The 21,031-nt window shown below is 69.9% G+C and carries 25 protein-coding genes; 13 read left to right on the top strand and 12 right to left on the bottom strand.

The genetic code is table 11. The features are described from left to right. Positions 1-125 precede the first annotated feature (125 nt). Positions 126-539, bottom strand: a complete 414-nt coding sequence (locus tag ACZ6QQ_RS35880) for a hypothetical protein (protein WP_465882426.1) — start codon at positions 537-539, stop codon at positions 126-128. Beyond that, the gene (locus ACZ6QQ_RS35875; protein ID WP_465882425.1) at positions 536-787 is read right to left on the bottom strand and encodes a hypothetical protein; all 252 of its coding nucleotides are present in this window, start codon (positions 785-787) and stop codon (positions 536-538) included. The genes ACZ6QQ_RS35880 and ACZ6QQ_RS35875 overlap by 4 nt, the downstream gene beginning before the upstream one ends. Before the next feature lie 562 nt (positions 788-1,349). Here ACZ6QQ_RS35875 and ACZ6QQ_RS35870 point away from each other — a divergent pair. Both ACZ6QQ_RS35870 and ACZ6QQ_RS35865 read left to right on the top strand, forming a co-directional pair. After that, positions 1,350-1,619 carry a hypothetical protein gene (locus ACZ6QQ_RS35870; RefSeq protein WP_465882424.1) on the top strand — a complete coding sequence of 90 codons (270 nt, stop codon included), beginning with the start codon at positions 1,350-1,352 and terminating at the stop codon, positions 1,617-1,619. 82 nt (positions 1,620-1,701) lie between these two features. Continuing rightward, complete coding sequence (locus ACZ6QQ_RS35865) at positions 1,702-2,223, top strand: Pycsar system effector family protein (protein WP_465882423.1); 522 nt, start codon at positions 1,702-1,704, stop codon at positions 2,221-2,223. 156 nt (positions 2,224-2,379) lie between these two features. Here the strand turns inward: ACZ6QQ_RS35865 and ACZ6QQ_RS35860 are convergent, their stop codons facing one another. Further along, complete coding sequence (locus ACZ6QQ_RS35860) at positions 2,380-2,592, bottom strand: hypothetical protein (RefSeq protein ID WP_465882421.1); 213 nt, start codon at positions 2,590-2,592, stop codon at positions 2,380-2,382. A 499-nt stretch (positions 2,593-3,091) separates the two neighbouring features. Here ACZ6QQ_RS35860 and ACZ6QQ_RS35855 point away from each other — a divergent pair, with 499 nt between their 5' ends. Continuing rightward, positions 3,092-4,591, top strand: a complete 1,500-nt coding sequence (locus ACZ6QQ_RS35855) for a hypothetical protein (protein WP_465882419.1) — start codon at positions 3,092-3,094, stop codon at positions 4,589-4,591. 532 nt (positions 4,592-5,123) lie between these two features. Here the strand turns inward: ACZ6QQ_RS35855 and ACZ6QQ_RS35850 are convergent. After that, positions 5,124-5,384 carry a hypothetical protein gene (locus ACZ6QQ_RS35850; protein ID WP_465882417.1) on the bottom strand — a complete coding sequence of 87 codons (261 nt, stop codon included), beginning with the start codon at positions 5,382-5,384 and terminating at the stop codon, positions 5,124-5,126. Positions 5,385-6,043: 659 nt separating this feature from the next. Next, positions 6,044-6,364 carry a hypothetical protein gene (locus tag ACZ6QQ_RS35845; RefSeq protein WP_465882415.1) on the bottom strand — a complete coding sequence of 107 codons (321 nt, stop codon included), beginning with the start codon at positions 6,362-6,364 and terminating at the stop codon, positions 6,044-6,046. A gap of 307 nt (positions 6,365-6,671) precedes the next feature. Between ACZ6QQ_RS35845 and ACZ6QQ_RS35840 the strand changes: the two genes are divergently transcribed. The 5 genes from ACZ6QQ_RS35840 to ACZ6QQ_RS35820 all read left to right on the top strand — a co-directional run bounded on the left by ACZ6QQ_RS35840 (position 6,672) and on the right by ACZ6QQ_RS35820 (position 9,895). Next, a complete protein-coding gene (locus ACZ6QQ_RS35840) occupies positions 6,672-6,938 on the top strand; it encodes a hypothetical protein (RefSeq protein ID WP_465882413.1) in 267 nt (88 codons plus the stop codon). A 153-nt stretch (positions 6,939-7,091) separates the two neighbouring features. Continuing rightward, positions 7,092-7,808 (top strand): hypothetical protein, encoded by a 717-nt coding sequence (locus ACZ6QQ_RS35835; RefSeq protein ID WP_465882412.1) that lies wholly within the window; start codon positions 7,092-7,094, stop codon positions 7,806-7,808. Between the two features lie 148 nt (positions 7,809-7,956). Further along, positions 7,957-8,241, top strand: a complete 285-nt coding sequence (locus ACZ6QQ_RS35830) for a hypothetical protein (RefSeq protein WP_465882410.1) — start codon at positions 7,957-7,959, stop codon at positions 8,239-8,241. A gap of 686 nt (positions 8,242-8,927) precedes the next feature. Continuing rightward, on the top strand, positions 8,928-9,332 hold the full coding sequence (locus tag ACZ6QQ_RS35825) for a hypothetical protein (RefSeq protein WP_465882409.1): 405 nt from the start codon (positions 8,928-8,930) through the stop codon (positions 9,330-9,332). 140 nt (positions 9,333-9,472) lie between these two features. After that, complete coding sequence (locus ACZ6QQ_RS35820; RefSeq protein ID WP_465882408.1) at positions 9,473-9,895, top strand: hypothetical protein; 423 nt, start codon at positions 9,473-9,475, stop codon at positions 9,893-9,895. 69 nt (positions 9,896-9,964) lie between these two features. Here ACZ6QQ_RS35820 and ACZ6QQ_RS35815 read toward each other — a convergent pair whose 3' ends face one another. The 5 genes from ACZ6QQ_RS35815 to ACZ6QQ_RS35795 all read right to left on the bottom strand — a co-directional run bounded on the left by ACZ6QQ_RS35815 (position 9,965) and on the right by ACZ6QQ_RS35795 (position 14,738). Further along, on the bottom strand, positions 9,965-10,729 hold the full coding sequence (locus tag ACZ6QQ_RS35815) for a DUF3800 domain-containing protein (RefSeq protein WP_465882406.1): 765 nt from the start codon (positions 10,727-10,729) through the stop codon (positions 9,965-9,967). Between the two features lie 1,260 nt (positions 10,730-11,989). Further along, positions 11,990-13,015 (bottom strand): tyrosine-type recombinase/integrase, encoded by a 1,026-nt coding sequence (locus tag ACZ6QQ_RS35810; protein WP_465882404.1) that lies wholly within the window; start codon positions 13,013-13,015, stop codon positions 11,990-11,992. Continuing rightward, positions 13,012-13,362 (bottom strand): hypothetical protein, encoded by a 351-nt coding sequence (locus tag ACZ6QQ_RS35805; protein WP_465882402.1) that lies wholly within the window; start codon positions 13,360-13,362, stop codon positions 13,012-13,014. Before ACZ6QQ_RS35805 ends, ACZ6QQ_RS35810 begins: the two co-directional genes overlap by 4 nt. Beyond that, positions 13,359-14,162, bottom strand: a complete 804-nt coding sequence (locus ACZ6QQ_RS35800; protein WP_465882401.1) for a hypothetical protein — start codon at positions 14,160-14,162, stop codon at positions 13,359-13,361. The genes ACZ6QQ_RS35805 and ACZ6QQ_RS35800 overlap by 4 nt, the downstream gene beginning before the upstream one ends. Positions 14,163-14,276: 114 nt before the next feature. Beyond that, complete coding sequence (locus ACZ6QQ_RS35795; RefSeq protein WP_465882399.1) at positions 14,277-14,738, bottom strand: hypothetical protein; 462 nt, start codon at positions 14,736-14,738, stop codon at positions 14,277-14,279. Between the two features lie 236 nt (positions 14,739-14,974). Between ACZ6QQ_RS35795 and ACZ6QQ_RS35790 the strand changes: the two genes are divergently transcribed. From ACZ6QQ_RS35790 to ACZ6QQ_RS35770, 5 genes are all read left to right on the top strand, one after another. Then, positions 14,975-15,106 carry a hypothetical protein gene (locus ACZ6QQ_RS35790; RefSeq protein ID WP_465882398.1) on the top strand — a complete coding sequence of 44 codons (132 nt, stop codon included), beginning with the start codon at positions 14,975-14,977 and terminating at the stop codon, positions 15,104-15,106. Positions 15,107-15,266: 160 nt separating this feature from the next. Beyond that, entirely contained in the window at positions 15,267-15,593 is a 327-nt protein-coding gene (locus ACZ6QQ_RS35785) for a hypothetical protein (protein ID WP_465882396.1), read from the top strand. A gap of 56 nt (positions 15,594-15,649) precedes the next feature. Continuing rightward, the gene (locus ACZ6QQ_RS35780) at positions 15,650-18,040 is read left to right on the top strand and encodes a tetratricopeptide repeat protein (RefSeq protein WP_465882395.1); all 2,391 of its coding nucleotides are present in this window, start codon (positions 15,650-15,652) and stop codon (positions 18,038-18,040) included. Positions 18,041-18,208: 168 nt separating this feature from the next. Further along, positions 18,209-18,772 (top strand): tetratricopeptide repeat protein, encoded by a 564-nt coding sequence (locus ACZ6QQ_RS35775; protein WP_465882393.1) that lies wholly within the window; start codon positions 18,209-18,211, stop codon positions 18,770-18,772. A gap of 90 nt (positions 18,773-18,862) precedes the next feature. Continuing rightward, positions 18,863-19,855 carry a tyrosine-type recombinase/integrase gene (locus ACZ6QQ_RS35770; RefSeq protein WP_465882391.1) on the top strand — a complete coding sequence of 331 codons (993 nt, stop codon included), beginning with the start codon at positions 18,863-18,865 and terminating at the stop codon, positions 19,853-19,855. On the opposite strand, the gene ACZ6QQ_RS35765 is transcribed toward ACZ6QQ_RS35770, so the two are convergent. Continuing rightward, positions 19,839-20,342 carry a hypothetical protein gene (locus ACZ6QQ_RS35765; protein WP_465882390.1) on the bottom strand — a complete coding sequence of 168 codons (504 nt, stop codon included), beginning with the start codon at positions 20,340-20,342 and terminating at the stop codon, positions 19,839-19,841. The genes ACZ6QQ_RS35770 and ACZ6QQ_RS35765 overlap by 17 nt on opposite strands. A gap of 71 nt (positions 20,343-20,413) precedes the next feature. Continuing rightward, positions 20,414-20,887 carry a hypothetical protein gene (locus ACZ6QQ_RS35760; protein ID WP_465882389.1) on the bottom strand — a complete coding sequence of 158 codons (474 nt, stop codon included), beginning with the start codon at positions 20,885-20,887 and terminating at the stop codon, positions 20,414-20,416. Positions 20,888-21,031 lie beyond the last annotated feature (144 nt).

Genomic DNA, 21,031 nt, shown 5'->3' with positions numbered 1-21,031 from the left:
GACACTTTTTCCGCCCTCCTGCAGAGATGAAGACCGAGTACATCGCCCACACCACACCCCCCTCTCAACACAAACAGGGCCCCCACCCCCCTCCCCCCCCCCCCCCCCCTCCCCCCCCGTCGCGGCTACGCCTCGCTGAGGTCGATCACGCCCCACCCGGCCGGGAGGATGCCGGCGGCCGGGCCGGGCTTGGCGGTGGCGTAGTGGGCCTGGTGGGCCAGCGCGGACCGGATCGCGTGACCGGTGGCCAGGTCCCCGGCCGCACGGGCGAACGCCCCGGTCTGGCGAACATCGTCGGCGCCCGGTTCGACCCCGAGCGGCAACAGCCGCACGGCCGGGGTGGACATCAGCAGGGCCAGCAGCGCGGTACCGACCTCGTCGGTGGTCGCGGTGTACGCGGCGGCCAGACACGCGGCCGGGACACCCACCTGCCGGTCCTCGTCGGCGATCTCGGCGATCAGCTCACCGACCGCGACCTGCCCGGCCACGTACGCCCGCAGCGCGGTGTCGTCGAGGACGACCGCGATCTCCTGGCTCACGCGGCGTCGTCGAGCAACCGGCGGCCGGCGTCGAGCACGTCGGCCGGCATCGGCTCCGCCAGGCGATCACGCCACCGGGCCTTGCCCGCCTCGGTCACCTCGATCCCGGCCCGGCGCATCACCTCGTCGACCCGACCGCCGGCCATCTGGGCACGGACGGCGGCGGTGATCGCCGCCGACGCGTTCGGCTGGCCGTCGAGCCACTCGCTGACATCGTCCGGGACGCTGATGCTGCGCTTCGCGGTCATGGGCGAAGCGTACCCCCGCCGGTAGCACCAGCGGTGCTACCACGCAGGTCAGGACACTGGAAACACGCGGAAACGGACACCGGTAACGCCGCCGCCAACGCTCCGGTGGTACGCGGCCGGACCGCCCGCGCGTTTGCCAGGTGTCCGGACCGCACCCCCGGTGACCTGGCCCGCAACGGTGCCGTCAACGCCCGGCCCGTACGCTGCGCCGCCCGTGATCCGGGCGGTGATCAGCTCGATCACCGGCTGATCGCTCCGGTCGCTCAGGGCTCCCCCCGGGCCTCGTAGGGAAAATTTCGGAGGCTGGGCGTGGGTCTCCGGCGTGGTCGTCGACAACTTCCGACCCCCACCCCCGGGCGGGGCCTCGCGCCCGCGCGCGTTTTTGGCGGTGCGAACGTTCGAACCGGCGACCACTCGGGCCCCGAACTGGTGCGCTGACCAGGTGGCGGTTGGGGCGTGACACGTGCCCTGTGAACGCCTTCACAGCGGCTGACGCCAGCCGCTCGCAGTCGTCACACTCGATGCCGTGGGACTCTGGAAACGCAAGCTGCGCGGCTGTCTGATGGTGGCGACGTTCGCGGGCGCGGTGGCCGCCGATTTCCTAACCGGGTTCGGCGAACCAGTGGTGGAAGTGGTTGCCACCTTGGTCCGCCCACCTGCGGAGACGACCATCGGCCACACGACCGCCTTGATGATCACATCGAGCGACCGGGAGTACGGCCGCCCCGCCGGGGATCTCGGCGAGTTCCAACCAACCCTCTCGCACGAAACGAACAGGTCCATGGCGGTCAGCGGATCCGACATCGGAACCTGGCGCCCCGCCCACCTCTGACCGGGTCTCGGATTTGCACGTCCTTTGGGTTCGCGGGTTCCCCCCCCGCGCGTTAGCGGGCTCCGGCAACTCCGGAAACGTCGTGTCCGGTCAGTTCGAACCGGGCGTGCTCGGCGAGCTGGTCGACGTCGACCAGGTCCTCACCGTGGCGGGTCAGCCGGGCGTGCCCGAAGGGCTGCGGGTCGACCCCAAAGCCGCCGGCTACCTCCAGGTCGCCGGCATCCTCGCGTCCGCCGGGTTCGCGGTCCTCGCCACCGGCGCCGGCCGGGGACTGACCGGCCTCGCGGCCGCCGCCGGCGTCGTCACCGCGGTGCTGGTCCTGGCCGCCGTCGTGCTCCTGCTCCTGGCCTCCCGGCCACGCCTCGGCGGCGGCAACGTCGGCTTCATGGCGTACGCCGACACCGACACCGCCACGATCCTCACCCGGCTCACCCCCGCCAACGGGGCGGCACTCACCCCACTGCACAAGGCCAGGGAGCTGCGGTGGCGCTCCGACCTCGTGCGCGGCAAGTACCGGCTGATCGGCTGGGCGGTGCCGCTGCTCCTGGCCGGCTTCGTCGGCGCTGCCATCACCGCCGTCCTGGCCATCTGGCCGCCCATCTGACGTTGCGATCGTCACGATCAAGGTAACGCCGCCGCTAACGGTGCCGAGGTATACGGCCGTAACGCTCGTCGAGCCGCAGGCGCCGGTACGGCACTGGTTGGCCCTCACGCGTCGAGGGCTTCGATGCCGATACCGGCGCCCCTACCGACGGTCGGTTCATCCGGTGGGGTCACGCCGCCTCGGGATCGTCGGTGATTCCAGCGCCCGCGCGAGGGTCCGCAGGCCGAGCGCGGTTCCACGGAGAACCAACTCAGCCGGGCCGTCCACGGTGGTGAGCAGCGCGGCGAGGTCGCAGACCACGCTCATCTGGTAGGCGGAGGTCGCAGTCCTGCGCCGCCACGACGGCTGGGTCTTTCCGGTGGTGTCCACGTCGCTCCTCGATCTGATCCTCGGGCCGGAACTGTCCGAGCCCTCGACGGCATCCAGATTGGCTACGCAGAGCAATGTCCGTCTACCTCACGGTCAACGTCACGATGTCCGGAAGATTGGCATCCATGAATCATTCCTGTTGGCCGGTTGTCCGGGTGTTGACCGGGCTGGTTGTCCGGATTCTGTTGGCTCCAACCGGTCATACAGTGCTGTCACGCGGTCAGACGCGTACCGGGCAACGCTCGGACAACCCGGCCAACCACCCGGTCAACTCCATTGAAGAACTGACGGCGGGCCGTCACAGCGGCCGGTCACAATGTGTGTGCACACCCTCCGACCGACGTTGGTCCGCCACCCGCGCCCACCCCGCATCTCGTCGGCCACTTGGACACCCCTTACCTCGTGAAGGAGAGGCATGGCCACCCCGGCCGACGAGACCCCACCGATTCCTGCACCAAAGCCGAAGCGACAGGCCCGGGCACCGCGGACCGAGCAGCATATGCGGGACAAGCACACCCCGGAGACCGCCGAACTGTTGATCGCCGTCCGCCAACTGCTGGTGACAGCGTTCGGCGAGAAGGGCTGCCTCCAGCAGCTCGCGATGCGGATGCGCCTCGAACTCGCCGAATCCGACACGCGGACAAGCAGAGACATCGCCAAACGGCTGTCGGAGCACATGAGCAGCCGCTCACAGAAGGGTCCGCCCTGGAAGACCATCGAGGCGGTACTGCGGCACTGCGTGTCCGACGAGGACCGGCCCGCTCAGCACGAACGGCTGCGGAGGCTGTACGACGCCGCCCACGATGAGTCGCCGGACGGCGACCGGGACACCGCCCCGGTTGACCGTGGCGGGGGCATCCCAGAGGCCGTCGCGTTGCGCACGGAGCTGTGCGCCACCCGGCAGGCCCTGGAGAAGAAGATCCAGGAGTTCAGGACCCTCACCGACGACCACGCCGTCGCGTTGCGCGCGGCAGGAACGTTGACGACCCGCGCCGCGGAGCTGGAGGCCAAGTACGCCGAGGCCACCCAACAAATCCGCCTACTCACCGACAGAGCCGAACACTTCCGGCGCAACCACGACGTGGCCATCAGCGACAGCGTCTGGGAACGCGCCGAACTCCGCGAACTCCGCGAAAAACTGGCCCAGATCGTGGCCTTCATCGAATCCGACCCAGCCCTGCGCAACGTACAGGTGGGCGCCAGCGCCTTAACCAGCACCGCGCAACCGGTCGGCATCTCACCGGTCTCCACCGCCACACCGGCGCACCGATCACTGGCGTCGTACCTGCGTGTGTGCGCCGAGCTCGGCGCACACACGATCAACACGATCGCCAAGCAGACCGGTCAGTCACCCGAGGTGATCGAACGCACCTTCGCCGCGCATACCCTGCCGTCCTTCCCGGTCGTCAACAAGATCGGAGTCGCGGTGGGTGCCGACCCCACCTATCTGTTGAACAATTTCCTGCTCGCCGACGACGAGGTGGACCGGCTCACCAAGGCAACCGACCGCCTCGCCGGCAAGGACAGGTCTCCGTCACGGGACAAGTTCGACGAGGTCATCGCCAGCTACTACGAGGAGGACAGCGAGGAGCTCGCCGCCAAGGCCGCACTGGAGGAAGACACCGAGGAACTCCCGACGATTAGGGCCCGCCGGATCGAGGACCAGGACACCGAGGAACTCCCGAGGATTAAGATTCACCCGGCCGGTGGCCCCTGGCACCCGTACGGCGAAGCCTGGCCGCCGCCCGGAATCTCGCACGGCCGGGCCATGGCCGACCGACCCACCTGGTCGCAGGCCATGAACACCTCGGCCGACGAGTCGGAGTGGCCTGAGGCAACCGGCTACCGCCCCGAACGCAACCCGCGCAGACACACCCCACGTCACCGACGCAGGCATGAGCAACCTGAACTGAGCACCGTCGGCGTACTCGTCGTGATCATCCTGGCGGTCTCGATCGTCATTGGCCTGATCGCCACCGCTCTGCTCGACTACCCGTAAGGCTGCCTTTGTCTCCAGCTTGCTCCCGGCACCGCCGGGCACCGTCCCGACCGAGATCCGCACCGTTTCCACTTCAGTGTTTCCTGGTCGGGTTTGAGTGTTGGCGGCGCTGGGAGCCGCCACGATGAGGTCATGGCGAACAGCGGTGGCAAGAGCAGCGGCGGGAAGGGCGCCCCGCGCATCCAGTCGGCGGCGGCGAGCCGACCGCCACATAGACCCGCCCGCGCCAGGTAACCAGCGGGCCCGAAGTTCCCAAACCCGCACGCGGGGTGAGGCCCCGTATGCTCCGGTGCCGCCAGCACGGGCGGGGGGACCTTCCGTCCCCCCCTCCCCCTTGGGGCATCTGTCTGGTGCGGCGTTTCCGCAGCCTCGGTCAGGGGGTCGGTGCCGGGCGACCAGGGCCACAACGAGGTAAAGAGCCCCCTTGCTACCGGGGGCAATGAGCGGATGCCGGGACGGGCTGCCCGGCACCGCCTGACGGCCGCCAGCAGCATCGTGGGGACCTCGTCCGGTGACGCCTGCCGGGCAGGGGCTACCAGTCGTGCTTGTCCATGAAGTTGATGTCGCCGCTGGACACGGTCCGGTAGACGGCTTCCTCGTGGTCGATGACGGAGTTGGCGCGGGCGGCGTCGGCCTGGCTCTGGCGACGGCGGCGCTCGGCCTCGGTGATCGGTTGGGTGGGGTTGGCGTCGCTGGCGGTGCGGGCCTTGTCGGCCTCGGACTGTGCCTGGCGGCGGGCGCGTTCGGCGGGCGGGAGTCCGGCCCACCGGCTGGGTTGCTGCTGACCACTCATCAACTCATCGTGACCGGCCGTGTGCGCCAAGTCCACAACTGAGGGGTTCCGGGCCGGGACCGGCAGCCGGTGGCGGGGGCGTCGGCGCCGACCGGCCGCGTACGGCGGGTGGGCGAGGCGACGCGGATCGCGCCTGGCTGCTGGTGCGGGCGGGGAGGTGGTGCTGATCATGTGGGTGTGGTGTGGCTTCGAGGATTGCTCTGCTTCCCAGGGAAGTCAACGGCTTCCGCGTGGATGGTGGGCACGTACTCGCGTGCTGACCATCCACGGCGGAAAGTGGTCCCTATCTCGATAGGGTGTCGGATCGCGCGGCGACCCGTTCTTGGTCTGTCACAGCGGCTCTGGCCTGCACTGACAGAGGTCCGCCGGGGACGGATCGACGGCCGTAAACGGTAGCGGCCGGGGAAGGTCCGGTGGAAGGGCCTGTGGAAGCACCGGCGGAAGCCGTTTCCAGGCTGGCCAGCGTCCCCCTGGGGAGAGAGTGCCCTCGTTTCACGAGGGAGTCTGGACACGAACCGGGCCGGCGGTGATCTGTCAAACCGGCTGTGGCCTGCACTGACAGATCGTGACAGACGACGGTCGCGGGGACGTCGCGGTGACAAGCGACGCCCCCGGCGACGAGCCCCCTGACGGCCCCGTGAACGACGTGCCCGGTTCGGCTACAGGCCGATGGACGGGCCTCGGTCGATGCCGGGGTGGCGGTGGTGCAGGCCGTGCTCGGGCGCCGGTCGGGGTGCCGGTGTTGGTGGGCGCCGGAGCCGGGCGGCGGTCTGTTCGATGTCGCGGCCGATGTCCTCCAGCCGGGCCAGGTCGGGGTGCATCGCGGCGCGTATGGCGGCCTCGTCGCGTAGCCCGGCGGCGCGGCGTTGCCACTGGCCGCTGTGGTCGGCCTGGTCCTTGCCGGCGCGGGCGGTGTTGTCGGCGTGGGCCTGGTCGACGTCGATCGCGTCCCCCCTGGGGAGAGAGTGCCCTCGTTTCACGAGGGAGTCTGGACACTGGTCGACCCTCGCGCGGTCTGTCAAACCGGCCGTGGCCTGCGCTGACAGACCCTGACAGACGACCGTCGCGGGGACGTCGCGGTGACAAGGGACGCCCCCGGCGACGAGCCACCCGACGCCCCTCTGAACGACGTTGCTCGGTCCGGTCACAGGCCGATGTGGCCCGGACCGGTGCGGCAGCCGGACCTGTCATCGGTGGCGGGGCGACCGCAGGTTCGCCTGGGTGCGGCGGGGCTGGTGGAACTTTGGTCGGTCCGGGCCGGGTGGATGTCGCCGTACCCTGCCCCCTGTGACGACAATCAGCGCAACCGCCTACAACAACAGCCACTCCGACCCGGCGTACCACCTCGACAATGTGCCGAGCAACTGGGTTCATCGCATCGATCTCGAACATCCGAACGGCAACCAGACGGTGTTGATCTACGAGAAGAAGCCGTCCGACGAAGAGCTGCGAAAACTGATGCTCCAGCTGCAAACCAATGCAGGCAAAGCGGGCGGAAGAGTCACGGTTGTTGACGCCGACGGCACCCGCACCGAAGCTCCGCCCTTCCGCTGACAACCCGCACCCGGCGCGGCAACACCGCGACGCCCGGTCCGGACCGCGAACCGATGTCGAACAGCGCGCCGCCTGTCACCCCCTTCTCGGGGTGACAGGCGGTTCGGCCGCCGGCGGCGCCCAGTCGCGAGGGCCAGGTCTACCGTCGACTGGGTGAGCGGCACCTACGATCCCGAGCTGGCCGAGCGGTCCGTGCGCGAGCTGGCCGCCGTGACCGACCTGGAACTGGTCGACGGCATCCGGGCGGCGTACGCCGTGGTGGTCGACCGGGCCGAAGCGCTGCGCCAGGCGACCGGCTGGCCCGGGGACCAGTGGGAGCGGGCCGCGTACGCCGCGCTGGTCGCCGGCCGGGACGGGCTGGCCGAGCTGCGCGAGCTCCACCCCGCCGGCGGACAGCGTTGCCCCGTCCCAGGTGATGTCGCCGGGCGGCAGCAAGGTACGGGCGGTGATCTGCCCATCGGCAGCGCGGTCGTCTCGTCTACCGTCGCCTGGGTGAGCGGCACCTACGATCCCGCCCACCGGCCCGGTGAGCCATCACCGCTGGCTTCGACCTTCGAGGACCGGTTCGACAGCAGCATGTTGTTGTCCGGAGGTGACCAGGGCTGCCATCAAGTCGGGAAACTCGTGCGGCGCCTTGGAAAACAACGCTTGAAAGACCGGACGCCGGGAGACTGCAACAGCGATTCGCTGCCACCCTTGATCGTGTTGCGGGTCCGGAAACCGCTTCGCCACCCGGTTTGCATGGTCAATCGCCCCAGCCATGATGTCGGCCACCAGCAGCGCTCGATCACGGTTAGGGTCGTCGTCGGCGAGGGGACGGCCTTCCAGCACGTACGGCCGGAGCTCAGGATGCTGGAAGATCAGCATTAAGGCTTGGTCGTACCGCTCGCTCGCGGAGCTGAGCGCCTCGTACCGTCCCATCAGGTTGGTAATTTCCGTCTGCTCCCGCAATTTGCTGGTCTGCCGCGCCAGTAGAAGCAGGGACACCACTACCGCAACCGCGCTTACCGAATCTGCAATGTCCCCGAGCATGGGCTCTCCCTGCCAGTCGTTGCCCCTTTTCAGCATAGGAATCAGCCTCAAGAAAGCGGCGGTTGCCGGGCTCGGCGGAGCGCGCTGCGTCGGGTCGGGGCAGGTGAACCGGCTGGAGCAGATCGCCCAGGAGCTGGGGCGCGCGACGAAGGCCGGGGATGCGCTCGCCGAGACGATGGTCCGTCTCGGCGGCGCTGTCGTCTCATCTACCGTCGCGCGGCGCTCGTCGAGCTGGCCGCGCCAGCGGGCCGAGTCCAGCGACACCGCGTAGACCGTTCCGAAGTGACGTACCCGTACGCCCGGGGCCAGTCCGGGTGCGGCACCGCCAGCCGCAGAGCGGCGAGCTGCTCGGTCGACCAGACGATCAGCGGCCGGGCGAGCAAGGCGGTGTGCACGGTCGGCGCGGCGTCCTCGCGTGGGATCGCCGCGTCGTGGCGGATGCGGGCGCGTGGGCCGGTCCGGGAGACCAGCACGTCAACCAGGCGCCGGCCGGCGTCGGCGTCGACCGCGCGGATCCGGGCGGCGGGCGGCGGTGCACTGGCTGCTGCGCGCCCGGAGCGCCCCCGTCCCGGTCACCGGGGGCGGCGTCTAGCGGACGGCTGTCGTTGATTCGACAGTCATCCGCTATCGACCCAAGCATCGATGTTTGGCAAACTCTGCACTATGCGCCCTTGAAACGCATTCATCTCGAATGACCGTTTGAGGTGGGATCGTTTATCGACCTGACCGGGGCCGATCTCCGGTCAGCGTCGCCGGTCCTTCTGCGGAATGGACGACCGGCTACCTCCGCGAGGCACCTGATCCGGCAGTGCCGTGCGGTCTACCGGGTGCCGCCCGCCGGGCTTCGGCGTTCGAGATCCTCCCGTCGGCCCGCGGGTCCGTCCCGACCGGAAACGCATCGAAGGGAGCAAGCTTTTGCATCACGTCCGCAGAGTTTTCGCACTCCTCCTGGCCCTGGTGACCACGGGCGGCGCATTCGTCGTCCTCACCGCGTCACCCGCACAGGCCGCCGTCTCGTGCTCCGGGACCATCACCTACAGCCGTACCTACGGTCCGGGCGAGCTGACGATCTTCTACAACACCTCCAACGGCGGCACGAACAGCGCCTGCTTCTACCACAAGGGTGCCGCGTACGGGGTGGCCGCACCGACCTATGTACGCGCGTACCGGTGTACGGAGCAGTCCGGCGAGGGACAGCCGTGCACCATCGCGGCCAGCTCCAGCGCGGACTCCGGCAACTACGCCTACTACGCCGGACCACGTGGGGTTACCGGCACCGCCAACTACTGCGTCGCCGCGATCGGCTACATCGACTGGCAGGGCTACCGCTACCAGATCAGCAGCGGGCGACAAGGCTGTTGACCCGGACCTGACCTCTGCCGCGAGCACAGCTTCCGCGCAGCGCAGATCACCGGCGTCGACGAGGACGCCCTTGTCCTGGCCCTCCGCAGCACCGATGGTGGGCGACCGGCGGCGCGGCCGTCTCGTCTACCGTCGGCTGGGTGAGCGGCACCTACGATCCCGAGCTGGCCGAACGGTCCGTGCGCGAACTGGCCGGTTTGACCGACCTGGAACTGGTCGCCGACATCCGCGTGGCGTACACCGTGGTGGTCGACCGGGCCGAGGTGCTACGGCAGGTCGGCTGGCCCGGGGACCAGTGGGAGCGGGCCGCGTACGCCGCACTCGTCGCCGGCCGGGACGGGCTGGCCGCGCTGCCCGTCGACGCGCCGCTATGGGACGTGGTCGACCTGGTGAGCCCGATCCTGGGCCAGTGGTGGCCGCAGCGTCCGACCGAGGCCCGCGCCGTGGCCGACGCGATCGAGCAGCTCCGCATCGTGGCACTGCACCGGCCGACGTTGGTTCACGCCTCCCGCCGCCTGACCGCCGGCAGCTTCTACCAAGTCAGTAGGTCAGTAAGTCAGTAGATACTGAACGTCACCGACTGTGGCTGTTACAGTCGTACGTGCAGGACGCCTCCGGGCTCCCGCACCGCCTTAGGCCCCGCCCAGCGCGGGGCCTTCGTGCGTCTCCAGGGCCGCCGGCAGCGGCTGCAAGCTGGGCAGCGGCCACCAACACCGGGTGTGGTGCACCCGAGGCTGGACCCACCCCCAGAGACTGGCATTCGTCGCGGCCACCCGTGGATCCTTAGGCAGCACCGTCTCCATGCGGCGGTGCAGGAACGTCACCAGGTCGACCGCCTGGACCAGGCGGGACGAGTGCGACGGGGCGAAGTGCAGCGTGTCGACGATCCGGCTGATCTTCCGGGACCGGTACCCGCCGGTTCCCGACACCCGGTACCGGGTGAGGTCCGCCCGGTGCGCCGACTGGTCATCGACCTCGTCGGCGATCACCAGCGCCAACTGCTCCTCCTGGGCGGCGTACGCGTCGATCCGCTCCAACAGGTGCGACAGCACCACCTCGTGCGCCGGCTTCTGCGCGACACCGTACCGGCGGGCCAGGCCAACCCGGTCCACACCCCGCAGGATGATCGACACCTCATGCTCCCCGATCGCCCGCATCGCCGCCGCGTAGACGGGGATCCGAACCCGGAGCGGAACGCCCTTCCAGTCCCCCTTGCCGCTGTGCATGTCGTACCCGTGCAACTCGGCACCGGCCGGCACGCCGTACAGCTTCGCGGCATCCTCGACCACGGCGTCGAGCGCTGCGGTGAGCGGCAGCGCCTGGGACTCCGGCACCAGCAGGGCGCCCATCCAGTACGTCTCGGGCGTGAACGACTCGTCGACGTAGGTCAGCAGCACCGGGCGAGCGTAGGCGAGCACAGAGCGACACGCCCACCGTTTGCCATTGCCGCTGAAAATCGCACGAAATCGGCGGACTCGCTGTGCGAGTGCGACCGCAGAGCCTGTTTCGGACCGAATCGGGTACCCCGGTGGGTGCGCGTGTGGATCACCCCATCCGACCGGGAGCACCTGCGGTGGCGCCTGGAGATCTGGCCGGACGCGGGAGGGTCCTGGTCTGGCGGCTCTCCGGCCCCTGGGTCGCGTCCGCACCGCAGCGCAACCCCCGGGATATCGGGGCACTCGACCGAGGAACCGGGGGGGGCGCACCGGGCGATGACACAAATCCAGGCTGGTCTGCTCATCGATCCGTCTCGGTGCGCCCCCCGCTTCATTTTGGGTTCAACGCGTCGAACCCCGATCGTTGAACGCGTGGATCACGTCCCGGACATTCATCCAGTCTGATATGTTCCGTCCACCAGGTACGGATGCCCGCTGGGACAAATAGCGACCGAACTCTCGCCGCTGCCCGTCACTCCTCGCCATCCACCGTAGGCGTAGACACCCCAGGTCGACGTTGGCGTGGAACTACAATAGCTAATCGCCCTGAAATATCCGGTCCCGCCCGAGCAGTAAGCCCAAGTCTCGCCAGGGACGTGATACTTCTCCTTTGCGCTACACCCAGTGGGAGCTGCTGCCGCAGGGCTGGCGGTACTCACAACTCCAACCCCAACGGTTGCAGCCAGCATTGCCGCTACCGCCAGTGCACGTGCAGGTTTGGCAACTCGTCGATTCACAACCGACCCCTCATCAATTCGTCGCGGGATTAGAGCTAAGCCTCTTGCCATAGATTGTTCCCCCATACCAGTGAGTCAGTCAGAAATCGATCAACATCGCGACACCCGCCGCAACTAGCGATCTTAAACGCATGAATCCTCCCCGTGTTCGGAAATCCGTCATTGCAATAATCAATGATGATAGTTACGGATGTCAATGGTCCAGCCGTCTGCCGACTCACCGGCCGGCTGATCATCGGCCCGGGTTCGAGTTTTATACGACCTTGGCACGCGCTAACCCCCACCGCGCTCCGGCCCCCGGCCGGGGAGGTCCTCCCCCACCCAGGCGCCGTCACGAGCTACTCGGCTCGTCCTGGCGGGGCGGCGTACGCGGCGGCGTCGATGAGAGCATCTGCGCGGCCTGCGCGTCGATTCGGTCGTCCCACTCGTCGACCAACTCCGGCACGGTCATCGTGGCCCACCGCCGGATCGGCCCGACCGGGGGTCACTCGCTGAGGTACGCGGCGAGTGCGTAGCCCGGTGACCGGTCGAGTCGTACGGCGGCGCGGTCGTAGCGGCGGGTGGTGGCCACCGAGGCGTGGCCGGCACCGTCCTGGATGTCCTCCAGGGGCACGCCGGCGTCGCGGGAGAGCGTGACGTAGGTGGCCCGCAGCACGTGCGGGCTGAGCTTGACCCGGAGGCCGGCGCGGCGGCCGAGGCTGCGCAGCAGCCGCCAGACGGTACCCCGGTCCAGCGGTCGGCCGGTGCCGGTGGCGATCAGCGGCCGGGCCGGCGCCTTCTCGCCGGGGCGGGCGGGTACGCGGTCGGCAGCCAGGTCGGCCCGGCCGGCGAGGTAGACGTCGAGCCGGTGCGCGGCCGGGGCCGGCAGGACCACATCGCGGGTCTTGTCGCCCTTGCCGGTGAAACCGCGCAGCGCCCGGTGGCCACGGGAGTGGCCGTACTGGTCGACCGTCGCGTCGACCAGTTCCGACACCCGCAGCCCGCCGTAGAGCAGCACGGAGACGATCGCGCCAGCGCGTTCCGGGCCGGTGGCACCGGTGTACGCGTCGGCGGCCGCCAGCAACGCGGCGGTCTCGTCACGGCTGAGGCTCGGCAGGCTGGACTCCTTGGGCCACTGCGGACGCAGCTCCGGCTTGAGTTCGGCGACCGGGTTGTGCGACACCCGCCCCTGGGTCCGCAGCCAGTCGTACCAGGACGACACGGCCGACAGCCGGCGGGCGCGGGTGGCCACCCGTTCGCCGCGGACGTCGGCGAGCACGGCGAGCCAGGCCGCGACGTGCGTGCGGGTGGGCGGGCCGAGCGGATCCAGCCCGGACGCGGTCAGGTAGTCCAGCCACCGGCGGATGTCGCCCCGGTACGCGGCCCGGGAGTTCGCCGACCGGTACTCCATGAGCCAGTCGCGCACGAGCTGCTCGACGTCGGCCGGCGGCGGATCCCCGTCGACGTCGAGCACCACGGCGTTGGCGGGGCGGACGGCGGGGAGCAGTTCCCCGGTGATGGCGTCGCTCACTGGCGGCCTGCCGGCGTCATGGCGATCGGGCCGGCAACGTACGCGTCGACGCGCTTGTACTTCTCCGTGGTGCTGTGGCCGTCCCACTCGCCGGCGTACGCGGGCAGGTGCCAGGAGATCTGCCCGACCGGCAGGTCGATGTAGACCACGACCGGGCGCGGGTCGCTCGGGTCGTAGCCGACGCCGGCCGGCACGCCAGCCTCGTGCGCCAGAGCGAGCGCGGACCAGATCAGCCGGTTGCGGTGGGCGTACCGGGCCGTGATCTCCGGGGTGTCCGGGCCGGCGTGGCCGTGCCGGGACGGGTCGGTGGCGGCGATGTCCGCCAGCACCTCGGCCAGCGCGGTCAACTCGGGTCTCCTTCCGCGTCGGCGGCCTTCGCGTGGGCGATCCGGATCCGCAGCGCGTCGAGCCGGGCGGCGGTCTGGCGCAGCCGCTCGGCCTCGACACCGAGCTGCCCGCGCAGGTCGGCGTCGCTGATCCAGGCCGGCACCGTGACCGGGGTGCCGTCCGGACCGGCCGGGGTGTCGGTCAGCAGCGCGGCGATCTCATTCAGCAGCATCGTCTGGGCCGTGAGCGCGGCGTCGACGTCGCCGTCGTCCAGCGCTTCGAGGGCACGTTCGTACCGCGGATACGCGACCGTCCGCGCCGGCACGGCGGCGCCCTCGGCGACGATGACGGCGCCCAGTTCGATCGCCGGCAACATCCGCCCGTACTGCCGGACCCGGCCGTCGTCATCGATGACGTCGACCAGCTTGTTGTCCAGCCGAGTGATGGGCTCGGCGACCGCCGCGGTGACGGTCGGTGTGCCCGGCGCCAGGTCGGGGTCGACGGCAACGGTGTCGGCGACACTGACCGGGGTGTCGACCGGCAGGGCGGCCATCAGCGCGGCCAGCTCACCAGCGGTCTCCCACTCACGCGGGAACCGGGCCAGCACCTCGTGCACGGCCCTCGCCGCCCGGGTCTGCTGGTCCTCCAGGTCCTGGCGGCTGATCGGCCCGGCCGGCGGGGCCTGGCTCGTCGGATCCCACGCCTCGGCCTCCACGCCGTCGACCCGTGCCCGCACCATCCAGGCAGCGACGTCCGCCGCCTCCGGCTTCCACTGCGTGGCGATCGCCCGCGACCTGGTCGGCGGCGGTGGTGTCGACACCGACCAGGTCCCACTCCATGCTCTCGTCGCCCCGGTACTGGCTGACCTCGCCGCCGTCCGCGTTGTACTCGAACAGCGTGTAGTCGTACTCCACAGTCACCGGCTCCGGCGCGGTCACCGCTGCGCCTCCCAGCCGGGCGGCGGGTACGCGGCCGCACCTGGGCCGATCAGGTGCGCGGGGTAGACGTAGCTGTCGTCGGTCCAGCGGCGTCGCTGGACCAGGTCGCGGCGCTCCTTGGCCAGCCACACGTCGTCTGGCTCGGCGGACTCCCGCACCGTTTCGCGGTGGTGCTCGTCGACGACCGGCGCCATCGACTCGGCCAGGCCCACGAGGTTGTTCCGCCAGCCGGCGGGCCGGTCAACCAAGTCGCCTGCGGCGTCCGCAGCGTGGATGCGGTCGATCCAGTCCCTGACGGTCGCCATGTTCGCCATCTCACGCTCGATGTTCGCGGCGCGGCGGCGGGTCCGCTCGGCCACCGCCCACGGGTGGTCCGAGAGGAACCACTCGCCGGCATCGTCGGCGGTCGCGGAGTAGTCGGACAGGTCTGGCATGAGGTCGGGGTCCACGGTGTCCATTGCTTCCCTTTTGTCGTTCTTAGGCTGATCCGGTGAGGTTTGAGGGTATCTCCGGGGTGTGACAGAAAACCGCCTCCATAAGGTGCATTATGGGGGCGGAAATCCGGGACGGTGAGGCTGGGTCGATTCTGGGGATTCCCCGGGCCGCCATCCCTTGCCGGCGCTCGGCCGGCGAGAGGGTTCACCTACGCCACTGCTGCCCGGCCTGGCCTTGGCGGGCGGCGACGTTCGTCGCCATGCTCGCAGGTCTGACTCGGGACGACGCAGCCGTCCCGAGTTGGGTGGTCCAAGGCGGGTTCGAGGTGCCGTCGACCCGGATCTACACCCTGCCTAACGACGACGACCTCGACGCCGCCGTCGAACGGTAACCGGCGCCCTGACAAGCCAGTTCCGCGTACAAGCAGAGCAGGCCGCCTGACCGTGACGCGGCTGGTCGTCGGATACGGGGCAATCACCGACGCCGAGGCCGCCGGCTTCGCCGAGGCGGGGCGATCGGACGGCCGCCGGTGAAAGGTGCCCTCATCGTGGATGGCCTCGGTTGCACTGCGGTTTGATGATGTGGTGATGCTGTCGCGACGTTGGGTGATCATCGGGGTAGGTGTGGTGGTGGCCGCCGGCTTGGGGGTAGCCGCGTTGGTGTTCGGTCTGCAGGGGGTGGAGGTGGCCAGTTGGCTGGCGGCGGTCGCCAGTCTGGTGGTTGCGGTCGCTGCGGTCGTGCTGGCCCCGTCGGGGTCATCCACACCAGAACAGGGCCCGGTGACGTCTTCGGGTGGGTCGGGGTCGATCAGCGCGGGTGGGGACATCACGGGCATCGCCTCGACCGGGAACAACACGACGAACATCCAGCACCGGTGACCTGGCTGCCCCGGCGCAGGCGGCCGGTGCCCGCTCAGGTTGATCCGGCGCCGCCGGTGTCATCCGCTATCCCCGCCGTTGCAGCCGGGTCGGGCGGGATCACGGCCGGCACTATCTCCGGCATCACCTCCACCGGTCCCCAGACGACCAACCTGCAGTTCAACACGGTGCTGCCGCCGGAGGCGCTGCAAGCACCGGAGGAGGTGCCGGCGCCGGCCGGCCTGGTGAATCTGCCGATGCGGCCGCGGTTGTTCGTGGGTCGTGAAGACACGCTGCGGCGGCTGGATCAGGTGGCCCAGGATCCGGGTGTGGTGGTCGTGCAGGCGGTCCACGGGCTCGGGGGGATCGGCAAGAGCACCCTGGTGGCCCGATGGGCAGCCATTCATCACGACGCCTACAGCCCGATATGGTGGATCACCGCCGACAGTCCCGCCGCTCTCGACACCGGACTGGTCGCCCTCGCTACCGCGTTGCAACCGACCCTCGGGAAGGTCCTGCCGTCACCGGTCCTGCGGGAGCGGGCCGTGCGGTGGCTCGCCGCCCACGACAGGTGGCTGTTGATCCTGGACAACATCACCGACCCCGGCCACATCACCGACCTGCTGGCCCGGCTGCCCCGGGGACGGATCGTGGTAACGAGCCGCCGCGCCACCGGCTGGCCCGACATCGTCACCCCGCTCCGCCTCGACGTACTCGAACCTCAGCAAGCCGTCGACCTGCTCACCGCAATCGTGACCCGCGCCGACGCCGTCATCGACCCCACCGACGCCGCCGCAGTCTGCGCCGAGCTCGGGTACCTGCCGCTGGCCGTGGAGCAGGCCGGCGCCTACCTAGCGGAGACCGGCGTGCCTGCCCGCGATTACCTGCGGCTGCTCGCCCGATATCCGGCCCGTATGTATCGCGACGGCGGCGAAGGCCGTGCTGCCGAACGGACCATCGCCCGGGTCTGGCAGGTCACCCTCGACAAACTCGCCAACGACCCCCTACCCGGCCAACTCCTACGGACGCTGGCCTGGTACTCCCCCGAAGCAATCCCCCGCACCATCCTGCACGGAATCGGCGGCGAGGAACCAGCGGTGGTGCACGCGGTCGGCCGGCTGGCCGCGTACAACATGCTCACCCTCGACCACACCACCGAAACCATCACAGTGCACCGACTCGTCCAGGCCGTCGCCCGCACTCCCGACCCTGACAACCCACACCGCCAACCCGACGACATCACCGCCGCCTACATCGCCGCCACGACCACACTGGCCACCGCGCTACCCGACGACTGGCGCGACCCCGCCACCTGGCCCGCCTGGCGCGCCCTGCTACCCCACATCGACGCGCTCGCCACCCGCGCCGGGCCGCCCATCCCCGATGCCGACCGCATCGCCGTGGCGTACCTGCTCAACCAGACCGGTGCGTTCCTCAACGACCAAGGAAACCTCCCCCAGGCCATCCCCCTGTTCAAGCAGGCCCTCACCGACTGCCGGCAGGTACTCGGCAACAATCACCCGCACACACTGACCTCGGTGAACAACCTCGCCAGCGCCTACCAGGCGGCAGGCGACCTGACCCAGGCCATCCCCCTGTTCAAGCAGGCCCTCACCGACTGCCGGCGGGTACTCGGCAACAATCACCCGGACACACTGACCTCGGTGAACAACCTCGCCGGCGCCTACCAGGCGACAGGCGACCTGACCCAAGCGATCCCCCTGTACGAGCAGGCCCTCACCGACCGGCGACGGGAACTCGGCAACAACCACCCGCACACACTGACCTCGGTGAACAACCTCGCCAGCGCCTACCAGGCGACAGGCGACCTGACCCAGGCCATCCCCCTGTTCAAGCAGGCCCTCACCGACTGCCGGCGGGTACTCGGCAACGACCACCCGGCCACACTGACCTCGGTGAACAACCTCGCCGGCGCCTACCAGGCGACAGGCGACCTGACCCAGGCCATCCCCCTGTTCAAGCAGGCCCTCACCGACCGGCGGCGGGTACTCGGCAACGACCACCCGGACACACTGACCTCGGTGAACAACCTCGCCAGCGCCTACCAGGCGGCAGGCGACCTGACCCAGGCCATCCCCCTGTTCAAGCAGGCCCTCACCGACTGCCGGCGGGTACTCGGCAACAACCACCCGGCCACACTGACCTCGGTGAACAACCTCGCCGGCGCCTACCAGGCGACAGGCGACCTGACCCAGGCCATCCCCCTGTACGAGCAGGCCCTCACCGACCGGCGACGGGTACTCGGCAACAACCACCCGCACACACTGACCTCGGTGAACAACCTCGCCAGCGCCTACCAGGCGACAGGCGACCTGACCCAGGCCATCCCCCTGTACGAGCAGGCCCTCACCGACTGCCGGCGGGTACTCGGCAACAACCACCCGCACACACGGACGATTTACAACAACCTGCAAGCTGCCCTACGGAGTGCCAGCTCAGAAAAGTGAGTGACGCGGCGGGCAGCAAGGTGGGCTCAACAAGGCTCGGATCGATCAATATCGACGTCACCGCGTTCAAGGTCACGTACGGATGGGGGCTGCGTCGACGTGAGGTGGCGATGCTTGACCTCGCCGATTTCGGAACCAACCCGCACGCACCCGAGTTCGGCGCCCGCGGTGTGCTCTACGTGCGCTGGGGCAGGGCCAGCAAAGGAAGTCCACCCAAGCGGCGCTGGCCTGAACACCTCCGCCATCACCTACTGGCACACCATCATCGACCAAGCACAGCGGATCCTCGGCCACGAACACCCGGAAACGCTCACCGCCCGCGCCAACCTCGCCAGCTCCTACTGGCAGGCCGGACGCACCACCGACGCCATCACCATCGAGGAACGGGTCGTGACCGACAGCGAACGGATCCGCGGCCACGAACACCCGGACACGCTCACCGCCCGCGCCAACCTCGCCGCCTCCTACCAGCAGGCCGGACGCACCACCGACGCCATCACCATCCTGGAACGAGTCGTGACCGACAGCGAACGGATCCGCGGCCACGAACACCCGGACACGCTCACCGCCCGCGCCAACCTCGCCACCTCCTACCAGCAGGCCGGACGCACCACCGACGCCATCACCATCCTGGAACGAGTCGTGACCGACATCGAACGGATCCGCGGCCACGAACACCCGAGGAGCATGGCCGCCGCCGAGGTGCTGCGGGAATGGAAGCAGAACGGGTGACGGGCGGGTCCGAACGGCCCGCACCGGCAGGCCCGGCTTGCCGAGGGCGACAGGTTCAGAGAATGTCCAGTCTCTACTAACATCGACCCCATGGGTTCAGAGAACGCGGCAACAGCGGTCGCGCAACCGACCGGATCAGGTTCAGAGAACAAGGCACCGCGTCAGCGCGGCCGAACCGCGACACCCTTGGCCGGTCGGTACGCCGTGGTGCTCGATGAGTACGCCGTCGCGGTCGGACGGGCGGACATGACCCCGCAGGCCCGGCGCACCTACCTGTCCCGGGTCCGGGTCTACCTCGCCTGGCTCGCCGACAGCGACGTCGACGGCGACCCGCTCACCGACCCCGACGCCGCGGCGTGGGCCGCTCGCGACTACAAGGCACACCTGCACACCACCCTCAAACGGGCCCCGGCCACCGTGAACGCCGCCCTCGCCGCCGTCTCGGACCTGGCCATCCGGCGGGGCCTCGGCAAACTCGACGGCGACGCCGTCGCCCGGCTCGACCTCCCGAGCCGTCGCGCGCCCCGCGCTCTCGTCGGCCGCGACGACATCCGGTGGCAGCGGGCGGCGCAGGTCGCGCCGGCGCGGGACCGGGCCCTCGCGGCCGTGCTCCGGTTCGCCGGCGCCCGGGTCGCCGAGGCCGTCGCCCTGGACCTGGACGACCTGCCCACCACCCAACGCCGGCGGCGGCTGACCATTCGGGGCAAGGGCCGCCGCAACCGGTCCGTGCCGGTACACCCGGAGCTGGCGGACGCGCTCGACGCCTGGCTCGCCGTACGACGGGACTGGCCGGGTGCCGACACCAACCCGGCGCTGTTCCTCAACCGGGCCGGCGAACGACTGTCTGCGCGGACCGCCGACGAGCTGGTCGGTGCGATCGCGGCCGCCGCCGGGCTCGCCGACGTCGTCACCCCGCACGTGCTGCGACACACCTTCGCCACCGACCTCATCCGCACCGGCACCGACATCGTCACCGTGGCCGAGCTGCTCGGCCACGCCTCCCTCGAGTCGACCCGGATCTACACCCTGCCCACCGACGACGACCTCGACGCCGCCGTCGCCCGACTCACCGTCGACCGGTAACCGGGCGCCCTGACAGGCGAACTCGCGTACAAGCGGAGCGGGCCACCTGACCGCGATGCGGCTGGTCGTCGAACGAGCAGCTCCGGCAGCGACACCTGCGCGGCGGCCTCCACACGGTGCCGGTCACCGCGGCGGCCGGGTCGCGCACGAGTCCGCACGCGGCGACGACCAAGGCGTCGGCGGCCGCGATGTCCCGGCCGGACTGGCCACCGTACCGGCCGCTCTGGCGGCGGGCGGTCGCCATGAGCTTCGCGGCCGCCGCGACGAACGTAGCGGCGCGGCTCGCGGTGGTGGTGAGCAGCAGCAGCGGCGGGCAGTGCGGCCAGACGCCATCCCACGCCCGGTCGGCCGCGTACGCCAGGTACCTGGCCACCCACCACGCTCGCGCGTCCCCTCGCCGGGTACGCCCAGCAAGGTCCTCAGCGTCGTCGTCAGCCAGGTCGACCAGGCTCTCGCCGTCGACCAGGTACTCGCTCTGCTTCGACAAGTGGGAGCTGCACGCGTAGGGGCCCTCTCCGAATACTCCGGAGAGGGCCCCTACGGTTCGATCATTTCCTCTTACCCGACACCTGCTGACACCGTACGGAGCGCCCGACGACGACTCAGTGCCTCTTGATCAGCGTGGTAGTCCTGATGGCGTGCCTCGTTGAAAACTGCCGCACCGCACAGCTCGCACTCCATCACCGCCGACGTGGCAGCCCACGGCGTGGAGTCCGCCGACTCGATCGTGCGGGTGTAGGAGATGAGGTTCTGCCACTCCGGGTGCCACTGCTCGGCGATCTCGTCCGCGGAAATGCCGCAGAGACTCAGCATCTGCTCCACCACCCGCCACTCCGGGTGCGTGTCGCCCTTGCGCATCCGCCAGATCGTCGCCTTCGGCAGTGGCACACCGCGGACTTTCTGGGCTCCGTCTTCGAGCCACCGATAGGTGATCGGCGACCCGGTTAGCTCCATGGCCATCCACAGGTCCACCCCGAACTTGACGCGGGCAGCCTTAACACGTGGATCGATGATCTTTCTTGGCTTCGCCATGTCCCTACCTCCTTGTCCGGTCGCGGGGGGGGGGGGGGGGGGGGGGGGAGGGAGGGGGGGGGGGGGGGGGGGGGGGGGGGGGGGGGGGGGGGGGGGGGGAGGAGGGGGGGGGGGGGGGGGGAAAAAAAAGGGGGGGGGGGGGGA

The organism is Micromonospora sp. NPDC049529, from assembly GCF_055586685.1.
Note: the sequence above shows the minus strand (reverse complement) of the source record. Positions and strands in the feature narration are given on the sequence as shown.